This is a genomic window from Collinsella sp. OM07-12 (assembly GCF_003438275.1).
Lineage (GTDB): Bacteria > Actinomycetota > Coriobacteriia > Coriobacteriales > Coriobacteriaceae > Collinsella.
The window spans coordinates 1-18,592 of record NZ_QSTQ01000022.1 but is presented as its reverse complement, the minus strand read 5'-3'; the positions used below and the strand labels follow the sequence as shown (position 1 = coordinate 18,592).

The 18,592-nt window shown below is 60.9% G+C and carries 15 protein-coding genes; 12 read left to right on the top strand and 3 right to left on the bottom strand.

Annotated elements, in window-relative coordinates:
• Positions 1 to 78: 78 nt before the first annotated feature.
• The 9 genes from DXB98_RS10320 to DXB98_RS08290 all read left to right on the top strand — a co-directional run bounded on the left by DXB98_RS10320 (position 79) and on the right by DXB98_RS08290 (position 10,172).
• Positions 79 to 795 carry a hydantoinase/carbamoylase family amidase gene (locus tag DXB98_RS10320; protein ID WP_199407161.1) on the top strand — a complete coding sequence of 239 codons (717 nt, stop codon included), beginning with the start codon at positions 79 to 81 and terminating at the stop codon, positions 793 to 795.
• Positions 796 to 810: 15 nt separating this feature from the next.
• Positions 811 to 1,305, top strand: coding sequence for a M20/M25/M40 family metallo-hydrolase (locus DXB98_RS10315; protein WP_199407160.1), 495 nt, complete (start codon positions 811 to 813; stop codon positions 1,303 to 1,305).
• Between the two features lie 30 nt (positions 1,306 to 1,335).
• On the top strand, positions 1,336 to 2,820 hold the full coding sequence (locus tag DXB98_RS08320; RefSeq protein WP_117743795.1) for a putative allantoin permease: 1,485 nt from the start codon (positions 1,336 to 1,338) through the stop codon (positions 2,818 to 2,820).
• Between the two features lie 156 nt (positions 2,821 to 2,976).
• Complete coding sequence (gene allB, locus DXB98_RS08315; RefSeq protein ID WP_117743794.1) at positions 2,977 to 4,341, top strand: allantoinase AllB; 1,365 nt, start codon at positions 2,977 to 2,979, stop codon at positions 4,339 to 4,341.
• A gap of 34 nt (positions 4,342 to 4,375) precedes the next feature.
• Positions 4,376 to 5,677: an MFS transporter gene (locus tag DXB98_RS08310; RefSeq protein WP_255413332.1), complete on the top strand. Its 1,302-nt coding sequence runs from the start codon at positions 4,376 to 4,378 to the stop codon at positions 5,675 to 5,677.
• A gap of 100 nt (positions 5,678 to 5,777) precedes the next feature.
• A complete protein-coding gene (allE, locus tag DXB98_RS08305) occupies positions 5,778 to 6,566 on the top strand; it encodes a (S)-ureidoglycine aminohydrolase (protein WP_117743792.1) in 789 nt (262 codons plus the stop codon).
• Between the two features lie 174 nt (positions 6,567 to 6,740).
• Positions 6,741 to 8,339, top strand: coding sequence for a PucR family transcriptional regulator (locus tag DXB98_RS08300; protein ID WP_158553184.1), 1,599 nt, complete (start codon positions 6,741 to 6,743; stop codon positions 8,337 to 8,339).
• Entirely contained in the window at positions 8,340 to 9,197 is an 858-nt protein-coding gene (locus tag DXB98_RS08295) for an alpha/beta hydrolase (protein ID WP_117743790.1), read from the top strand. It abuts the gene before it with no gap.
• An 18-nt stretch (positions 9,198 to 9,215) separates the two neighbouring features.
• Positions 9,216 to 10,172, top strand: a complete 957-nt coding sequence (locus DXB98_RS08290) for a 2-hydroxyacid dehydrogenase (protein ID WP_117743789.1) — start codon at positions 9,216 to 9,218, stop codon at positions 10,170 to 10,172.
• Positions 10,173 to 10,274: 102 nt separating this feature from the next.
• Here the strand turns inward: DXB98_RS08290 and DXB98_RS08285 are convergent, their stop codons facing one another.
• The 3 genes from DXB98_RS08285 to DXB98_RS08275 all read right to left on the bottom strand — a co-directional run bounded on the left by DXB98_RS08285 (position 10,275) and on the right by DXB98_RS08275 (position 13,475).
• The gene (locus DXB98_RS08285; protein WP_117743788.1) at positions 10,275 to 10,796 is read right to left on the bottom strand and encodes a nitroreductase family protein; all 522 of its coding nucleotides are present in this window, start codon (positions 10,794 to 10,796) and stop codon (positions 10,275 to 10,277) included.
• Between the two features lie 287 nt (positions 10,797 to 11,083).
• The gene (locus tag DXB98_RS08280) at positions 11,084 to 12,184 is read right to left on the bottom strand and encodes a glycerol dehydrogenase (RefSeq protein ID WP_117743787.1); all 1,101 of its coding nucleotides are present in this window, start codon (positions 12,182 to 12,184) and stop codon (positions 11,084 to 11,086) included.
• A gap of 76 nt (positions 12,185 to 12,260) precedes the next feature.
• Positions 12,261 to 13,475, bottom strand: a complete 1,215-nt coding sequence (locus DXB98_RS08275; protein WP_117734630.1) for an iron-containing alcohol dehydrogenase — start codon at positions 13,473 to 13,475, stop codon at positions 12,261 to 12,263.
• 500 nt (positions 13,476 to 13,975) lie between these two features.
• On the opposite strand from DXB98_RS08275, the gene DXB98_RS08270 reads away from it, so the two are divergent.
• The 3 genes from DXB98_RS08270 to DXB98_RS10470 are packed head-to-tail and all read left to right on the top strand — an operon-like array spanning position 13,976 to position 18,318.
• On the top strand, positions 13,976 to 15,052 hold the full coding sequence (locus DXB98_RS08270) for a hypothetical protein (RefSeq protein WP_117743786.1): 1,077 nt from the start codon (positions 13,976 to 13,978) through the stop codon (positions 15,050 to 15,052).
• Positions 15,052 to 16,095 (top strand): hypothetical protein, encoded by a 1,044-nt coding sequence (locus tag DXB98_RS08265; protein WP_117743785.1) that lies wholly within the window; start codon positions 15,052 to 15,054, stop codon positions 16,093 to 16,095. The genes DXB98_RS08270 and DXB98_RS08265 overlap by 1 nt, the downstream gene beginning before the upstream one ends.
• A 45-nt stretch (positions 16,096 to 16,140) precedes the next feature.
• A complete protein-coding gene (locus tag DXB98_RS10470) occupies positions 16,141 to 18,318 on the top strand; it encodes a MurT ligase domain-containing protein (protein ID WP_233505136.1) in 2,178 nt (725 codons plus the stop codon).
• Positions 18,319 to 18,592 lie beyond the last annotated feature (274 nt).

Below are 18,592 nucleotides of genomic sequence, written 5' to 3'. Positions count from 1 at the left end.
TTGTGTAAGCCAACGCACGGAATCGACGTTGCACCACACGCCTCGCCGATCCTCAACCAATTTATAAGGAGTGTAGATATGAGCACCTCCGTACAAGAAGTGGAATCGGTTCGCGACTGGCTCGCATCCTTCGGTACCGATGAGACCGGTGGCATGACCCGCCTGCTCTTTACGCCCGAATGGCTCGATGCCCAGCTCGCCCTCAAGCAGAAGTTTGAGGATATGGGCATGGTGGCCGAGTTCGACGAGGTCGGAAACCTTGTGGGCACCTACCCCGGTACCGACGGCACGGATGATGTCATCGCCTGCGGTAGCCACGTCGACACCGTCGTTCACGGCGGCAAGCTCGATGGCGCCCTCGGCATCTTCGGTGGCTACCTTGCCATCAAGGATCTGGTCGAGACCCACGGCGCCCCCAAGAAGTCCCTTCGCGTCATCTCTATGGCCGAGGAAGAGGGCAGCCGCTTCCCCTTCGTCTTCTGGGGCAGCAAGAACATGGTCGGCACCGTTCCCGAGTCCGCGCTCGAAGGCGTTGCCGATAACGACGGCGTTACCTTTACCGAGGCCATGAAGAACTGCGGCTTTGGCGTTCGCACCGCCCACACGAGTCCGCTCGACAACGTCAAGGCATTCCTGGAGCTCCACATCGAGCAGGGCAACACCCTCGAGATGGAAGGCAAGAAGGTGGGCGTCGTCACCGCCATCACCGGCCAGCGTCGCTACAACATCCGCCTGCACGGCGAGGCCAATCACGCCGGCACCACTCGTATGTGCTATCGCCACGACGTGATCTAGGTCTTCTCCCAGATTGTGACCGAGTCCATCGCCAAGGCTAATGCCGAGGGCGATCCGCTGGTACTCACCTTCGGTCATATTGAGGTTACCCCCAACACCGTCAACGTCGTTCCCGGCGATGCCATGTTCACCATGGACTGCCGTCACACCGACAAGGACACGCTCGTCCGCTTCTCCGAGGAGATCGAGGCCGATATGGCCCGCATCGCTGCCGAGCATGGTGTGGAGATCGAGATCGACCGCTGGATGGACGAGGACCCCGTTCCCATGAACGCCGAGCTCGTCACCAAGATCGAGCAGGTCGCTAAGGACTCCGGTGCCAACTATCGCATGATGCACTCCGGTGCCGGCCACGATTCCCAGGTTATCGCCCCGCATGTTCCGACCGGCATGTTGTTTGTCCCGAGCGTTAAGGGCATCAGCCATAACCCAGCCGAGTATACCGAGGGCGAAGACCTCAAGGCCGGCATCGACATGCTCGGCGCCGCCCTCTACAACCTTGCCTACTAGCGGCTATCAGCCCTTACGAAGGGAGGCATCATGCCTAACCCTCAATCCGTCGATTACCAGGTAACCGACGAGGAAGTCGAGCGTTACCGCGCCCGCGGCTACAACGACGACATGCTCCCCAAGACCGCCGAAAAGCGCAACATGGGGGTCAAGAACTACTTCACCCTGTGGATGGGCTCCGTCCACAACATCCCCAACTACGCTGCGGTGGGCGGATTCCTCTTCCTTGGTCTCTCCCCCATCAACGTTATGTTCGCCCTTGTGGTAAGCGCTGTTCTGGTTGCCGCCTTCATGGTAATCAACGGCGAGGCCGGATCAAAGTACGGCATCCCCTTTGCCATGCACCTGCGTTCGACCTATGGCAACCTGGGCGCTAAGCTCCCCGGCTTTCTGCGTGGCTGCGTCGCCGCCATCGCCTGGTTCGGTCTTCAGACCTACACCGGCTCGCTGGCACTCACCATTATCCTGGGCAAGATCTTCCCCGGTTTCCTAGAGATCGGTGACGGCGCTCAAATCCTGGGTATCGGCATCCCGCAGCTCATCTCATTTACCATCTTTTGGGTCCTCAACGTGGCCATCGGCCTGGGCGGCGGCGGAATCCTCAACAAGTTCACCGCTGTCCTCTCTCCGCTCATCTACGTCGTCGTCATCGGCATGACCGTCTGGGCAATCAGTGCTGCCGGCGGTCTGGGCAACATCCTTGCCTTTAGTCCCCAGGCAGCCGAGGACTTCAACCCCGTGTTCGTCTTCTTGATGATCCTGAACTCCGTCATCGCCGTTTGGGCAGCTCCGGGTGCCAGCGTCTCCGACTTTACGCAGAACGCCACGTCCACCGCTACCCAGCGTCGCGGTCAGACCCTCTCCCTGCTTGTCGCCTACGTGGTCTTTGCCTTCTGCAGCGTCGTCATCCTTATCGGTGCCTCGCTTGCCACCGGCACCCAGCACTGGGACATCACCACGGTCATCGACTCTTGGGATTCCGTCCCCCTCGTCGTCTGCGCCACGGGAGTCTTTTTGCTCACCACCATCTCCACCAACGCCACGGGCAACATCATCCCGGCTGGCTACCAGCTGGCAGCCCTGTTCCCCAAGAAGCTCACCTATCGTAGCGGCGTTGTGATCGCAAGCGTCATCAGCTTTGCCATCATGCCCTGGAAGCTCATGGAAAACTCCAGCTCCATCTATCTGTTCCTGAACACCATCGGCGCTGTACTCGGCCCCGTCGCCGGCGTCATGATCGCCCACTACTACTTTGTCGCCAATCGTCAGATCGACCTCGACGCGCTCTACATGGACATGAACGACCAGGACAAGTCCAACCCCTATCAGGGCGTCAACGTTCCGGCCTACATCGCGACCATCGCGGCGCTCGTTATCTCGCTCTCGGGCCAGTTTATCCCCGCACTCTCGTTTATCTCCGGCGTGTCTTGGTTCGCAGGCTCCATCTCGGCCTTCGTAATCTACCTCGCCATCCGCAAGTTCTCCTCGTCTCAGGCTAACGTCGAGGCCAAGTAAACCAACCGCGCAGGCCTCCACCTGCAGGAGCATCCGCTCCACCCCATCTTCAACCTCGCCAGGGATGCGTTGCTGGCGCGCAAACAACGCATCCCTGTAAAGGTCCTTTCCACAACGTCTGTTAAGAATGCAGACACCCTACCTAAGGGAGGAACAATGTACGACCTCGTAATTAAAGGCGGTACCGTCATCCTCGAAGACGGCGAGACCGTAACCGACGTCGCCGTAACCGATGGCAAGATCGCCGCTATCGGCGCCGATCTTGAGGGCACCGAGACCATCGATGCCACCGGCCTCGTTGTGAGCCCGGGCATGATCGACGGTCACGCTCACATCACCGACCCCGGCGGCGGTTATCGCGACGGCTGGGAGGGCTACCTCACCGGCACCGCCGCGTGCGCCAAGGGCGGCATCACCTCTATCGTCGAGATGCCCCTCAACCAGGTTCCCGCCACCACCAACGGCGAGCGCCTCGCTATCAAGGAGGCCGCCGGCGCCGGTAAGCTCCGCGTCGATGTCGCTTCCCTGGGCGGCCTGACCCCCTACAACCTCGACGGCGGCATTCAGGAGCTCGCCGACGGTGGCGTCGTGGGCTACAAGGCATTCGTCGCCAGCTGCGGCGACCGCACCATCCCCGACAACGGCGACTTTGAGGACGTCGACGACTACTCGCTGTGGGAGGGCATGCGCCAGATCGCCAAGACCGGCAAGGTGCTCGACGTTCACTGCGAGAACGCCCCCATCACCAACAAGCTCGGCGCACTCGCCAAGGCCGCTGGTAAGGGCAAGGTCTCTGACTACGTTGCCACCCGTCCCCCGTTCACCGAGGCCGAGGCTGTCCGTCGCGTGATCTTCTTTGCCAAGCAGACCGGCTGCCGCGTCAACATCTGTCACTGCACCTGCAAGGAGGCCGTGGCCGAGGTTATCGCCGCTCAGCAGGAGGGCTACGACATCACCTGCGAGACCTGCCCGCACTACCTGTACTTCACGACCGACGAGCTCGACGCCATCGGCAACATCACCAAGTGCTCTCCCCCGATCCGCGACAAGGCCCAGCAGGACGCCCTGTGGAAGCTGCTCGCCGACGGCGCCATCTCCATGGTCGTCTCCGACCACTCTCCCTGCACGCCCGACCTCAAGGCTCCCGAGAACGCCTTTGACGCCTGGGGCGGCATCTCCGGCATCCAGAACTGCATGGATGTCATGTACGATGAGATGGTCCAGAAGCGCGGTATGAGCGCCGCTCTGTTCGCCAAGGTCATGTCCACCAACGTCGCCGACCGCTTTGGCCTGGCCGACAAGGGTCGCATCGAGGTTGGCAAGGACGCCGACTTCTGCCTGATCGAGCCCAACAGCCCCTACACGCTGCAGGCTGAGGATCTTGAGTACAAGAACAAGATCACGCCGTATATCGGCCGTACCATCGGCTGCCAGGTCGCCCGCACCATCCTTCGCGGCGAGACCACCTATGCAAAGGGCGAGGGCGTCTGCAAGGACTTCCCCGGCAAGTTTGTCAAATAGCGCCCACACGCTTTAAAACGGGGCCCGCTCACCTTTGAGTGTCGGGCCCTTCACCTGTTCCATCGACCGTAAGGGGTTTCATCCCATGACCAACAGCGTGCAGCAAAAGCAAGACACGTACTGGAAGCGCATCGTCGCCATCCTCACCGCAGGATGGATCGTCATCTGGATTTACCGCTGCGCCCTCACGCCGGTTTATTCCGTTCTCTCTGAGTACTTTGGCGGAGCATCCGACGCAGCCCTCGGCAGTATCTCGAGCTTTTACTTTCTCGGTTACGTCATCATGCAGATCCCTTCCGGTCTGCTTGTTGACCGTTTTGGACAAAAGCGCGTCATCCTTCCCGGATTTACGCTCTTTGCCATCGGCGCCGCCGTCGTAAGCGCCTCAACCACCCTTCCCGTCCTCTATGCAGGATCGGTTCTCGCGGGCCTTGGTTGCGGAACGTTCTACGGCTGCGCCTACTCGCTCACGGCCGAAAATGTTCCGGCCGAGCGCAAGAGCCTTTCCACCGCCATCGTCAACTCCGGCATGGCCATCGGCTCGGGCCTGGGCCTCATCAGCGCTTCTGCGCTCGTGGGCTCCGGCGCCCTCCCCTGGCAGACCATGACCATCATTGCCTTGGTGCTCGCCCTCGTTATGGTGTTCGTCTTTAGCCGCACCGTTCGCTCGAGCAAGGAGGCCGCCGCTCATCAGACCGAAGGCGCCCCTGCCGCGACCGGCAAGACCGACATCAAGGCCCTCTTTAAGCCGCAGATGATCGCTGCGTACGTGCTGTACTTCTCCACCATGTATGCGTACTACCTCATCGACACCTGGTTGCCCAACTTCCTCGAGACCGAGCGTGGCTTCGAGGGCACGGCAATCGGCATCGCGAGCTCGCTCGTGTTCTTCGCCGCCATCCCCGGCGCTCTGCTCTTTAGCCGCCTGGCCGACAAGCTCCCCGAGCGCAAGGTGACCATCATCATCGCGCTCGAGCTCATCGCCGCCGCCATGCTCACCTTTATGATCAACACCGGCGACCAGACGCTCCTCATCATCGGCATCGTGGCCTATGGCTTCTTTGGCAAGCTCGCCGTCGAGCCCATTATCATCGCGTGGCTTTCGGGCTTCGCCTCGGGCGGATCGGTGGCAACCATGTACGGCGTGTTCAACTTCTTTGGCATGACGTCCTCGGTTATCGCTCCTGCCGTGACTGGAGCCATCTCCGACGCCACCGGATCCAAGATTCTGGGCTTCTACCTGGCAGTTGCCATCATCCTGGTCGGCACGCTCCTGTTCTTCCTGGTTGACAGGATGACGAAGGCCAAGGCCGCCAAGGCCGAGCAGGCCGCTTAAGGCTCACCCAACCCCGACTATCCCCGTGCGGGCAGCGCAAAGCCCGCCCGCACGCACTTCTCACCATTTACCTATACCGCCCAAAAGAAAGGAAACAATCATGGGCTACCGTAACGACAACACTGGCTATCGCGACGACATTCTGCAGAACCGCTCCGTCGTCAAGCGCAACTGGGCCGTCATCGAGCCCGACGGCTGCGTTAAGAACGTCATCCCCGGCTTCGAGAACTGCGACGTCACCATCCTGGGTTCGCCCAAGCTCGGCGGCACCTTCGCCGACTACCTGCTGACCGTGCATGAGGGCGGCAAGAACACCCAGGGCTGGGGCCAGCCGGGCGAGGAGCTCTTCATCTACTTCTTCGACGGCACCGTCGAGGTTTCCGATGGCGAGACCACCCAGACCGTTACCGACGGCGGCTACATCTTCGTCCCCGAGGGCAAGAAGATCTTCTTTGAGAACAAGGGTGATGGCGACGCTCACGGCTTTATGTACAAGCGTCTCTACGACCGCATCGAGGGCCACGAGGCTCACACCGTGATCGGCAACTCCAACGATCTGGAGTGGGTCGACTACGAGGACATGACCGACGTCAAGTGCTGCGACTTCCTGCCCAGCGCCACCGATCTTGGCTTTGACATGAACATCCACATCCTGGCCTTTAAGCCGGGCGCTTGCCACGGCTACGTGGAGACCCACTTCCAGGAGCACGGCGCCTACATCTTCTCCGGCGAGGGCATGTATGTGCTCGAGGACCAGTGGCTGCCCGTCAAGAAGGGTGATTACCTCTACATGGGCGCTTACTGCCCGCAGGCCGCCTACGGTATCGGCCGCGACGAGGACTTCGCCTACATCTACAGCAAGGACTGCAACCGCGACGTCCGTCTCTAAATCACTCCTGGGTTTCGGGGTACTCCTCTCCTCTCTCTCCTAACCACGTGTGAGGTGCCCTACCCGTCTTCAACCTGCCCCGCGGCGCCACGTGCGCCACGGGGCGCTTTTGCACTACCATCTGATGTGACAATGGACTGTCTCCCTGTCACATGCGACCGCAAAGGAGCCCTCATGAACGTATCAGACGCACTGCTGCTTCCCTCCTTCGAGGGCGCCACCGTCATCGCCGGCCGTGCGGGCCTGGATCGCGAGGTCTCCACTGCCATGATCGTCGAGGCTCCCGATATCGAGTCGTGGGGCAAATCCGGCCAGATGCTCATCACGAGCTTCTATGCCTTTGAGAACCTCTCCGCTGACGGGCTCACCTTCTTCTTTGATAAAGCAGATGAGCTTGGCATCGGGGCGATTGTCTTTAAGCCCGAGCGCCTTTTGGCTAAGGCGCCTGCTCAGATCGTCAAGCTTTGCGACAAGCACGATCTTCCGCTCATTCAGATTCCCGCCGACACCAAGTACGAGGGCCTGCTGCTCGACGTGCTCGGCAACTTCCTTGACTCCAACCTGACACTGCTCAACCGTTTTTACGACTTGCACCGTCAAACCATGGACCTGGCCCTGCGCGAGCCTACCGTGCTTGAGATTCTGCTCAAGCTGCGCGGCCTCATCCATGCCGATATCACGTTTTTCGACAGCACCAAGGATCGCCGCACCACCACGAGCCAAGAACTCTCGCGCTTTACCATGCCGCGCTTGACGGAGTTCGACGAAAACCAGTACCGCAGCCATCACTACTTTGACGCCGAGCTCACTTATCCAGAGCTCACGCGCCATGCGACCGCGGTGCTCATCCCCAGCTCCGATGACCAGATTTACTACCTGATCTTGCACGTTAAGGTCGCGCGCCTTTCCCCGCTCGACATCATGGCGGTCGAAAACGTCGTCTCGCTGCTACAGATGGAAATCCTTAAGCAAAACGCCCTCGATCGTAAGATCTTCTTCCAGAACAACAATGTGATGCGCGAGCTGCTCACCGAGCCTTCGCTCGACCCCGAACGCGTCATGAACAGCCTGCAGTCGCTGGGCATTGGTGCCTTCCCCCATTACGAAGCCCTGATGCTCAAGGTCAATCTCGACGACCCCAATGCCATCGATCGTCGCAGCGATATCTTGATTATGGCGCGTCGCCGCCTCAAGATGCTCTATCCCGAGACCGCCTACCTGGAGATGAACGATTCGATCGTCTTTTTGCATAACGTCAAATCGCCCCAGGCCCGCTACGATTCGACTGATATCAAGACGATTATGAAAGATGTCGCCATGGTGCCGGCGCTGCCAGCGTTTTCGTACTTGGGCGCTATCTCGTCGCTTGGAACGTCGTCGAACCTGCCCGACCTGATGCGCGAGGTCACCGAAATCGAGCGCTTCTTTGACGGCGAGCAGTATCACGGCCGCATCATGCGCTTTGAGGATCTGGGCATCTACAAGCTCTTTATGCAGGTAACCGACGCCACCGAGCTCACGCGCTTTATCGACCCGCGCGTGCGCGAGCTCCACGACCGCAGCTTTGAGTTCTTTGAGACCGCCTCGGTCCTGTGCGAGAACAACCTTAACTACCAGGAAACGGCCCGCCAGCTCTTTATGCACCCCAAGACGATCCGCTACCGCTCCGAGCGCATCCAAAAGACGACCGGCCTCGATTTCCACAACCCCGACGATCGTTTGCAGATTGCACTGGGCTCGCGCATCTTCCGTCTGCTCGATAAGGAGAACTAAATGGAACTTGAGATTTGCGCCGGCAAGATCAAGGTTCCGGCAACGGTTCATGCGATTGAGGGATTTTCCAATGGCTGCGCCATCGTCTACTACCACGGCGGCGGCTTTTTGTATGGCGAGCGTGGCGACCTGCCGGAGCCCTATATCGATATGATCACCGCCGCCGGCTATACGCTGGTGGCCGTCGACTATCCCCTCGCGCCCGAGTGGCCGCTCGAGTGCTCCGTAGAGCTTTCGTTCCAGGCACTTAGCCAGCTAATCGAGCACGAGCTTGCCGAGCTTGGCTGCGACCGTTACGTGCTCTTTGGACGCTCGGCAGGAGGCTATTTGGCGCTCAAGATGGCAGCAGAGCTTGCCTCCAAACGCCCCGATTTGCAGCAGCCTGCCGCCATCTGGGACTTCTATGGCTACTGGAACCTTGAGGACCCGTTTGTAAGCACACCGAGCGCCCATTACGCGGCCATGCCCGCCGTAGACACCGCAACGGTTAACGCGCTTACGGGACCTTCTGGCTCCTTGGTGTTTGAGGGCCCCAAGGCCACGAGGTTTTCCCTGTATGTGCATGCGCGCCAGCAGGGATCTTGGGGGCGCATGCTGGGCGTGGACGAGAACAACGCTGCAGCGCTGTCGCAGACGCGCGAGGATCTCGAGCGTCTGCCGCCCGTCTTTATTACCGCCAGCACCGGAGACAACGATGTTCCCCTCAAGCAGTCCAAGTCGCTCATGCGCGCCGCCAAACAGCGCCAGATGCACCAGGTGTACTATCTGGAACACGACTTTGACCGCGACACTGCCAATCCCGTAGGGCGCGAAACTTACCAAGCCGCCCTTGCCTACCTATCCGAAGTACTCGGCTAACAACGAAAGGACCGCATTATGAAAATTGCACTGCTCGAGCCGCTGGGAGTACCCACGCAGACCATCGACGAGCTTGCCACACCGCTCAAGGAAGCTGGCCACGAGTTTGTCTACTTTGACACCAAGACGACCGATCCGGCAGAGCTCGCACGCCGTAGCGAGGGCGCCGAGGTTGTCATGATCGCCAACAACCCCTACCCTGCCGAGGTTGTCGCCGGCGCCGACGCACTCAAGATGATCGCCGTCGCCTTTACCGGCATCGATCACGTGGGGCTTTCCGCCTGCCGCGAGCGCGGTGTTGAGGTGCGCAACTGTGCCGGCTACTCCGACGTGAGCGTGGCCGAGCTTACCCTTGGCCTTACCATCGATGTACTGCGCAAGGTGGGTGCTGCCGATGCCGCCGTTCGCGCCGGCCAGACGAGCGCCGGTCTTGTGGGCACCGAGATCTGCGGCAAGACCGTAGGCATCGTGGGCTGCGGCAAGATCGGCTGCGCCACGGGTCGCCTCTTTAAGGCCTTTGGAGCCCGCGTGCTGGGCTATGCCCGCCACGAGCATCCCGAGGCGGCCGAGGCCGGTATCGAGCAGGTCTCGCTCGAGCAGCTGCTTGCCGAGTCCGATATCGTGAGCCTGCACCTGCCCAATAACGACGCCACGCGCAAGAGCTTTGGTGCCGAGCAGTTCGCTCAGATGAAGGACGGCGCCGTCTTTATCAACTGTGCTCGCGGCGCCATCGTGGACAACGATGCCCTGGCCCAGGCGCTCAACGATGACAAGCTCGCCGGTGCCGGTATCGACGTCTTCGACATGGAGCCGCCGATTCCTGCCGGCTACGCCCTTGTCAACGCCAAGAACTGCATCTTCACGCCGCATGTTGGCTTCCTTACGCACGAGGCCATGCAGCGCCGCGCCAAGATCGAGTTCGACAACGTCCTCGCCTATGTTGAGGGCCGCGCGCAGAACGTCTGCGAGCTGTAACGCATTCTCGATACGAAAAGAGGCGGGCTCGTCGGGTTGGTTTCCCGGCGAGCCCGCCTCTTTTATGTCCTTGCAAGTTGCCCGGCTGGGCTGTCGACTGGCTTACTCGTCCCAGGTCACAAACGACCAGTCAACATCGGCCTTGGTATGATAGGTGGGGTGGCTGTGGATGCGGCCCACGAGCAGCACAGCCTCAAGCTCATAGCCGTTCTCGACACCGAGCACCTGGCGTGCGTAATCACTCGAAGCGCCGCCATTGTTGGCCTCGCGTAGACGGCTCTGGATCCACACGCTACCCAGACCCAGATCATCGGCCATAACATGCATGTTCTCCATGGCGATGGAGCAATCCTCCACCCAGGTATCGGACACGCCCGGATCGCCGAAAACCGCGATAGCGGCACCGGCGGTCTTAAACGCAGCCGGGGCGGGCTTGCGCATATCAGAGAGAGCCTCGAGCTTCTCGGGGTCGGTCACGACCACAAAACGCCACGGCTTCTTGCCCTTGCCCGTGGGACCAATGAGACCGGCCGCCAGAATCTTCTCGAGCTCCTTGCGGCTCACCGGCTCACCCGTATACGAACGAACGCTGCGGCGCTTCATCAAGATGTCCATTAAAGCCATCGTGTCCTCCTTTGTCGGTAGAATGCCACCCTTATTGTGGACCGGAGGCATGCGAGCTGGTATATCCTCAGCGGATAGAAATCGCTCCTCAAATTGCCCTCAATAGGCAAGGGGTCTAAAACAAGACGGCATATCCATCACTAGCGGACAAACAAACTGGTGCAAACAAACCTGACCCCTTTGCACCACTTGGTGCATGGGGGTCAGGTTTGTTTACACCAATACAACAAGGGGCAAAGCCGCTGCCGGCCTTGCCCCTTGTTCGTCGATTGGACTATTCACCTGAACTACTCGTCCATGAGGTAGTAGTGGCCCAGCGCGTCGGCACCCAGAATGGCGTTTGCGACCATCTCGGGCGTCACCTCAAACGGCATGTTGCACATGGTGTCCTCGGGCGCGCAAGCGGCCTCGGCAACGGTCATGGCCTGCTCGCGCGTAAACTCGGCAACGCCGAGCTCCTTCATCGTAACGGGGAGACCCAGCTCGATGCAGAAGCCCAAGACTTCCTCGAGCTTCTCGGTCGGGGCGTCCTCGAGCACCAACTGGACGATGGTGCCAAAGGCAACCTTCTCGCCGTGGTACATGCCGTGGCACTCGGGCAGCAGCGTCAGGCCGTTATGAATGGCGTGCGCGGCAGCAAGGCCGGAGCTCTCAAAGCCAATGCCCGAAAGCAGCGTATTGGCCTCGATGATATGCTCGACGGCAGGTGTCAGCGCGCCCTTCTCCAGCGCGACCTTGGCCTTGACGCCATCGGCCATGAGCGTCTCGTAGCAGAGCTTGGCGAGCGCCAAGCCGGCCATACCGCCCTTGCCGCCAGCACAGGTGCCGCCGTCGGCATCATGCGTCGCCTGAGCCTCAAAGTAGGTTGCGAGCGCATCACCCATGCCCGCCACCGTCAGGCGCACCGGGCTTGCGGCGATGACCGTGGTATCCATAAGGACAATGTTGGGGTTTGCCTTAAGGAAGAGATATTTATCGAACTGGCCGTCGTCGGTGTAGAGCACCGAAAGTGCCGAGCACGGTGCATCGGTCGAGGCGATGGTGGGGCAAATGATAACCGGGGACTCCAGGTAATAGGCGACGGCCTTCGCGGTGTCGAGGATCTTGCCGCCACCGACGCCGACGATGATGTCACAGCCGTTGTCGCGAGCGAGCGCAACCAGGCGATCGACCTCGCCCTTGGAGCACTCGCCGTTAAAGTCCTCAAACAGCAGCTCGGCCTTAGCCTCGGTAAAACCGCCCTCAATCTTGGCGCCGACACGTTTCTTGCCCGAAGGCGTCACGATGACGAGGGCCTTGCCGCCGAGCGGCTCAACGTAGGAGCCGAGCTTTGCAAGCTCATCGGGACCCTGGATATACTTGCTGGGGCTATTGAAAATTGCAGCCATGTTAATCCCAATCTCTAAAGAAAAAGGGCTCCGTACAGCTGTGTGCGGAGCCCCTCATCAGAACAAGGCGAACTGATTAGAACGTAACCGGGGTGTCGGTGTAGACGCACTCGAGCAGCTGCTCCATCTCCTCCTGGGACGGCTGGCGCGGGTTGGAGCCCGTGCAGGCGTCGAGGATGGCGTTGGCGGCAACGTCGTGCTTCTTGGCCTCGAACTCATCGTAATCGATGATGGACTCGTCGGCCTTCACGCCCTTGGCACCGTAGTTCTTGATGCCCTGCGGGATATCGAGCTTGTCGTTAAGGTCGCGGATCTCCTGAACCAGAGCCTCGACCAGCTCGTCCTCGGTCTCGCCGGCGAGATGCAGGATCTCCTTGGCGATGAAAGCGTAGCGGCTCTTGGCGCGAGCATCCTTGGCGTTGAACTGGATAACCTTGCCCAGGTACATGGCGTTGGCGCAACCGTGGATGATATGATCGCCGGAGAAGGCGGCACCGGTCTTGTGAGCCATAGAGTGGACGATGCCCAGCAGACCCGAGGAGAAGGCGATGCCGGCGATGCACTGAGCGTCATGCATGTGCTGGCGAGCCTCATGATCGCCAGCATAGGACTTGGGCAGCCACTCGACGATCTCGCGGATGGCGTGCAGGGCGTTGGCGTCGGTGTACATGGAACCGGCAGTGGAGACATAGGCCTCGATGGCATGGGTCAAAGCGTCCATACCGGTGTGAGCGCACAGCTTGGCAGGCATGGTGTAGGTGAGCTCGGGGTCGACGATGGCGACATCAGGGGTGATGTTGAAGTCGGCCAGCGGGTACTTGATGCCCTTGGCGTAGTCAGTGATGACGGAGAACGCGGTGACCTCGGTAGCGGTACCGGAGGTAGAGGAGATGGCGCAGAAGTGAGCCTTCTGACGGAGCTCGGGGAAGGAGAACGGGACGACGGCCTCCTCGAAGGTCTCCTCGGGATACTCGTAGAACAGCCACATAGCCTTAGCGGCATCGATGGGCGAGCCGCCGCCAATGGCGACAATCCAGTCGGGCTCGAACTCGCGCATGGCCTCGGCGCCCTTCATGACCGTCTCGACGGACGGGTCGGACTCGACGCCCTCGAACAGCTTGACCTCGAAACCGGCCTCCTTAAGGTCGGCCTCGACGTCCTGCAGAAAACCGCCGCGGCGCATGGAGCCGCCGCCGCTCACGATGATGGCCTTGCTGCCCTTGAGGTTCTTGACCTCGTGACGAGCGCCCTCACCAAAGTACAGATCGCGAGGATTGGTAAAACGTCCCATACTGTGCCTCCTAAACAAGCCCCTCTTAGACTTGCGTATATAACGGAGCACCCGATTGGCTCCGTTAGGACCATTTTGCGCGTTGCCGGCGATGACAATGCGCAATGTCTAAACGTCTCAACGCTCAGACAAACACTATTTTACCGTTCTGGTTGGTCAGTTATTCACCTAAAGCCGCCAATGATGAAACGTTTTTTCTATCCCTGAAGACCCTTGTGCGGCATCCATACTCCCAAGCTGGGCAAACGTTTTATCAAGGTTGACTACATATCCCGGGCAGGACTGTGCCCCTCCAAAATATGCACCGTTCGCCGCCAAAAATCGACCGTTTGCGGCACCGTGATACCACTCGGTCGTCCAAGGTGCCGACATTTGTGTGACATCCGTCTTCGTGGTGCAAAGGTGCAAGTCCAAGTGCGGCACCCCCGGTGTGCCACATGCGGGTAAACTAGAACCTTATATAGAGATATTTGAACCCTAACCGCAGCAAAGGAGGCCCCATGGCATTCGATCCCATTCAAGAGAATTGCCATCGCCTCGTTCTTGAGGCCTTGCGCCGCGACAATATCCCGCTCACCGACGGCCCCGCCGTCGAGCGTCTGATGGAGCAATTCACCCGCAACCCCGCGCCGCTCATCGTGCACGACCGCGACCGCGCCGGGCATCTGATTGCCAAGGTGGTCGAGGCCGTCGACTACCGCATTCCCTTTATTCCTGACGATGCCCAGGCAGAGCAGGAAGAGGCAGCTGCCGAGAACATGCTTCGCGAGGCGGCCGCACTCGATCCGGCCAACTGGGATGCCCAGCGCATGCTGACGGCACTCACCGCCGACTCCAACGAGGACTACGTGCAGTATCTGGTGTCCAAGTGCGACGAGGTGGAGCACGATCTGGCACTCAAGATCGCCTCGGCGCAAGACCCCTACGAGCGTGAGGCTGCAGGCGACCTGACCCGCCGTCCCTACCTGCGCTGGCTTGCCGCCTTAGCATCGCGCGCGCTCATTAGCGGCCGTTACCGCATGTCACTGGAGGCAGCGAATCGCAGCTTGGACTTTGCGCCCAACGACCCCGCAGGTGTCCGCCACACCGCGATGCTCGCCATGGCAAAGCTCGAATACCCCGCCGAGGAGCTCAAGCGCTTTCGCTCCGCCCACTCCGTCCCCTATCTCGCCAACACACCGCTGCGCCGTCGTCCCAAGGACGCGGAGCGCGACTTAGACCCGTGGACGCTCATCGCGCTGATGAGCGCTGCCTGGCGCGAGCTAGACTACGAGGACGCCGAGCACTACCTGCGCATCCTTGCACGCTCATGCCCGCACGCAGCCGAGGCGCTCTACTTCCAAACCGAATTTCCCGATGGCGTCTATGCCCGCGTCAACGTGGGCGTGGGCTCCACCGATGAGCTCGTCCTTGCACTGTCCGAGGCGACGCCGGTGCTGCAGGAGGGCCTGGGCGCTCCCGACAACGCCAGCTTTGCCGCCTGGGTCGCCACCAACGACATCGTGCGTTCCCAGATCGACGAGCGCATCCTACGCGCAGCCGAGCAGGGGCTTCCATTTAAGGGAGGGGACCTCTAATGGATCCGAGCGTCTACATCCCCGCCTACTTGGAGCGCACCTATCTGGCGTCGCACCCCGAGCTCACCGATGCAGCACGCGAGCTTGTCCATAACGACATTAGCGCGAATCCCCAAAAGTATGCGCAGTCCGAGCATGCCCAGGCGCTGCTGTCCTATGCCGGTGTTCACCGCCACCTGCTCGACGAGCTCCATCGCATCGAGGACATGGGCAGCGACGAGGAGTTTGAGCAGACGCGCAACCGCCTGTTCGACGATATGCGCGATGAGCTGCTCAAGATCGTCCGTATCGATGCGCTTGCCGTCGATGCCCAGTTGCTCGCCATCATCCTGGCCGACACACCCGTTGACGCCTGCCTGGGCGACCTGATGAAGCTCGAGGCAACCACGGCCGATTACCTCCAACAAAGCGTGCCCGGGTTTGATATGGAAGCCCCGCACTACTGGGCCAACAAGGTTTTGACGGACGGTGTGACGGCGTCAGATCTCACCGTGAGCGAGCCGGCACTTATCGGGTGGCTCCACACGCTCGAGGCCACCTCGCAGCTGTGCATGGCGAGCGCCCGCTACCGCGCTGCCGCCAACTACGCCCGCCGCGTCCTTAAGGCAGAAGGCTATCCCACCCGAGCTGCCGGCACCGTGTTGCTCGCCCTCGCTCGCCTGGAAGACCAGGACGGCTTTTTTGCCCTGGCTCACCAGCTCGAGGAACAGGTGGGGGCCGATGCACTCGAGAACTCCCCCTGGTACCTGCTCGCCCGCACGATCCTCTTGTTCAAAACGAACAAGATGCGTCCGGCGGCGCGTGCGCTGCGTGAGTTCGCTAACCGCTGCGAGGGCGGCGCGTTCTTCTTGCTGAATCCCATGTACCAGACACCGTACCTTCCCTGCCGACCCGAGCCACGCGATCCCTGGGATCTTTCGCACCAAGCCGTTTGGGAAGCGGACGGCATTATCTCGGACACCCCCGACTTTGCCCCCTGGGCCAATGCCTGCGAAGACGTGTCGCAGCTTGCCCAGGAATTTGCGCGCCGCTACGGATTTTAGTGACGCACTCGACCCGACCATGTCGTTTACGTTAGGAACGGTTTCATGAACCTCCGCTCATCTCTTGCCTGCACCTCGAGCGATATCGCTCGCTGGGGACTGCGCTCCGTCCTTAAGCGCCAGGGCGGCGTACTCCCCGGCCGCATCGCCATGAAGATCGACCCCGAGTTGCTGAGCGACCTCGCGGGCCTTGTCGACCGCAGCGTAGTGATCACCGGCACCAACGGCAAGACCACCACTTCGAACCTGATCGCCGACGCCGTTGCCGCCAGTGGCGCCACCGTGGTGTGCAACCGCGCCGGCAACAACATGGAGCCGGGCGTGGTGGGCGCGCTGCTCGAGGCCCGCGGCGGCCTTAAGCACACTGCCAGCGGCAAGCGCGTGGGCGTTTTTGAGTGCGATGAGCTTTACACCGTACGCGTTCTGCCCAAGCTCAAGCCGACGTACTTTGTGCTGCTCAACCTGTTCCGCGACCAGCTAGACCGCTACGGCGAGATCGACCATACCCAAGACGTCATCGCCCATGCGTTGGAGCTCTCTCCGGCAACAACGCTCATCTACAACGCCGACGACCCGCTGTGTGCCGCGATCGCCGCGCGCGTTCCCAATGCAAGCATCGCCTTTGGCATCGACGGCGCCACCAACACCGAGTCCGACCGCATTAGCGACTCACGTTTTTGCTCACAGTGCAACGCACCGTTGGAGTACGACTATGTGCAGTACGGGCAACTTGGCGCCTATCATTGCCCCTCGTGCGGCTGGGCCCGCCCTGGGCTTGTCCGTCGCGTGACGGGCGTGGAGCTCGGCTGCGACGGCTACGGCTTTGACCTGGTCTTTGGATCTGCGCCCGACGCGGCTGCCGTACACATCGCCACGCGCTACAACGGCCTGTACATGGTCTATAACGTTGCCGCCGCCTTCTTTACCGCGCACGAATTGGGCGTGGACGCGGCGCTTCTGCAGCCTACGCTCGATGCCTATGTGCCCGCCGGTGGTCGTATGGGGCGCTGGGATATCGCCGGCCGCACCGTCGAGGCCAACCTGGCCAAGAATCCCGTAGGCTTCGATCGACAAATCCAGTCCATCAAGACGGCCGGCGGCAGACTCTGCGCTTTCTTCCTCAATGACAACGATGCCGACGGCCACGATGTATCGTGGATCTACGACGTCGACTTTGAGCGCATCGCCGACACAACGGGGCTTGTCGCCTTTGCCGGCGGCACACGCGCGCACGACATGCAAGTGCGCCTCAAGTACGCCGGCATCGATGCCACGATCATCTCGAGCGTCGAGCAGGCGATTGGTGCCGTGGCAGACGAAGCTGCCGGCGACACTTTCTACGCCGTCGCCAACTACACGGCCTTTCCACCGCTGGTCAAGGAGCTCGACGGACTTAAAGACACCGATGCGGCTACGGTTGCCGCCCACGCTGCAAAGTGCACCAATGGCAGTGCCGTCCCCGTTGGCGTCGCGCCAGTCGAGCTCTCGCATCCGCTGCGCATCGTCTACCTGTATCCCGATGCCCTCAACCTCTATGGCGACGGCGGCAACGTCATCGCCCTCGAGCGCCGCTGCGCCTGGCGCGGCATCCCCGTCCGCGTGGATGAGGTCCGCATGGGCGAGGTGCTCGATCTGCATTATGCCGATATCGTCATGATGGGCGGCGGATCCGATCGCGACCAGCTAGCCGTGGCACACGAGCTGCTCGCCCAAAAAGACAAGGTCGCAGCCTATGTTGAGGACGGCGGTTCGCTGCTCGCCATCTGCGGCAGCTATCAGCTGCTCGGCCGTTCGTACTATATGGGCGAAAATCGCATCGAGGGCCTGGGCGTCATTGCCGCCGAGACTGTGCGCGGCTCCGACCGCCTGATCGGCAACGTCGCCGTCAAGACCGACCTGGCGCCCGAGCCCTTTGTTGGCTTCGAGAACCACGGCGGCCGCACGCTTTTGGACGCCGATGCCACGCCGCTTGGAACGTCCGTCGTCACGGGCACCGGCAACAACGGCGACGATGGCTTTGAGGGTCTCATCTACAAGGGTGTCATCGGCACGTACCTACACGGACCGGCACTGCCCAAGAACCCCGAGCTCGCCGACCGGCTCATCGCCCACGCCCTCGAGCGCCGTGGCGACGCACAGGCCGCCGCCCTGCTGCCGCTCAAACCCCTCGACGACACCTACGAGCACGCCGCCCACGACGCCGCGATGAAGCTCCTCCCCTAGCACCCCACCACCACAAAGGGGACAGGCACCTTTGTGGTGGTTTTGACCCGTCCCAGCGGTTTGTCTCAATCTGTAACATCTAGACCGTTAAAAGTCGTCTTACTGTTACAGAATGAGATGTTCGTCCCGACGCCTGCCTTTTGTCTCGATCTGTAACACATAGAGCCGATTTATCAGCCCAGATGTTACAGATTGAGATGTTTGAAAATCGGGATAGAGAGCCAGCTCCTATGTGGGGTTGATTTCCGATCTCAGCCGAACACATTGAGCAAAT